This window comes from Planktotalea sp. (assembly GCF_049680325.1).
Taxonomy (GTDB): Bacteria; Pseudomonadota; Alphaproteobacteria; order Rhodobacterales; family Rhodobacteraceae; genus Planktotalea.
Window position 1 is genome coordinate 1 of the sequence record NZ_JBAUHO010000053.1, and the last position, 1,776, is coordinate 1,776.

The 1,776-nt window shown below is 52.9% G+C and carries 1 protein-coding gene; it reads left to right on the forward strand.

The features are described 5' to 3' along the window. Positions 1–382 precede the first annotated feature (382 nt). Positions 383–1,639 carry an IS256 family transposase gene (locus WBC85_RS02270; protein ID WP_424433057.1) on the forward strand — a complete coding sequence of 419 codons (1,257 nt, stop codon included), beginning with the start codon at positions 383–385 and terminating at the stop codon, positions 1,637–1,639. Positions 1,640–1,776: the final 137 nt, after the last annotated feature.

A 1,776-nucleotide genomic window follows, 5' to 3' on the forward strand; every position in this document is an offset into this window, starting at 1 on the left:
CTGCAAGCTTGGATGAAGGTAAAGCAGAATGTCACCTGTTGGGCTATCAATCGCCCCAACGCGCCATGTGTCCTTGTTTAAGGGCGATGATTTGCGTCGCTTACATTTAAGGGTTTCTGCAATTTGCGCGACGAACACCTTTAGGTTTGGGTGTGCCGCGATCAGTGTGGAACGTGGTTTCGATATAAAGCCAAGATCATGGCAATAATATCCGTACTGTGAACCCTCATAGACAACCTTCGCGTCATGGGACTGGTTACATTCATCGCATATGACGGATGAAACAACGAGTTATAGCCGAAAGTTGGTGACGGCCCAGATGGGCGGCATATCATGGCGTTGTTAGGACGCCGCAATTCTCATTGAGAAAGGGATATGCCACATGACCAAGAATACAGTTATCGACTTTGTAAAACCAAGCGATTTTTCACCTGACCCGCTGACGGATCTTCTACGCGCGGGTGCGCAGGAGCTTTTGGCGACTGCGGTACGAGCGGAGGTATCGGAATTTATGAAGGGCCATGCGCACCTTTTGGACGACGATGGCCGCCAACGTCTGGTGCGCCATGGTTTTCTGCCAGAGCGGGAAGTTATGACCGGGATCGGTAAGGTAGCGGTCCAAGTTCCTCGGGTGCGCGACCGTGGGGCAAACGCGGATGGTGCGAAGATCCGGTTCAGTTCTTCGCTTGTGCCGCCGTATTTACGCAAGGCCAAGTCTGTAGAAGAGCTTCTGCCGTGGCTTTATCTCAAAGGCATCTCGACGGGAGACTTTAGCGAGGCGCTGGCATCACTTGTAGGGCCTGACGCGGATGGATTGTCGGCCTCGACGATCACGCGGCTGAAGTTGACTTGGTGGGACGAGTATGAAGCGTGGCGCAAGCGCGATCTGACAGGAAAACGCTACGTCTACATCTGGGCGGATGGTGTCTATTTCAATCCGCGCTTAGATGATGATCGTCAATGTATGTTGGTTATTATTGGCGCGGATGAGTATGGGGACAAGGATGTTCTTGGCATCATGGACGGGTTCCGCGAGAATGCGGACAGCTGGCGAGACCTTCTTGGGAGCCTGAAGAAACGAGGGCTGGCGATTGCGCCGGATCTGGCCTGTGGGGACGGCGCAATGGGCTTTTGGACCGCACTGCGGGACGTGTATCCCACAACGAAAGAACAGCGCTGCTGGGTTCATAAGATGGCAAACATCACCGGCGCGATGCCCAAGCCAATGCATGAAAAGGCTAAGGCAGGGCTGCAGGATATTTGGATGGCCGAGACAAAGAAGGAGGCCAATGCGGCCTTCGATCTGTTTATTGAAACTTACGGCGTGAAATACGAGCGCGCGGTCAAGAAACTGACCAAGGATCGCGATGTGTTGCTGATGTTCTACGACTTTCCAGCTGAACACTGGAAACACATCCGTACGACGAACCCCATCGAGAGTGTCTTCGCCACCGTGCGCAACCGAACCCGAAAGACAACGGGGTGCCTCAGCCGAAACACCGCCATGTCCATGGTCTTCAAGCTGATGATGTCAGCGAAGAAGAAATGGCGAAAGCTCAGTGGCACAAATCGACTGCCGGAAGTCATTCAAGGGGTTGAGTTCAAAGACGGGATCAAGCAACTTCAAAACGCCGCCTGATCACACCGTCACCAACTTTTGGGCATAGCTCTGATACAATACGAGAATACGCATAAAGGAGCGGCTTCCAAGCTAGCCGCACCTGACCGGTGAGTTTTGACAGACCCTAAATATCAATGTAGACACAAGTGTCTTCT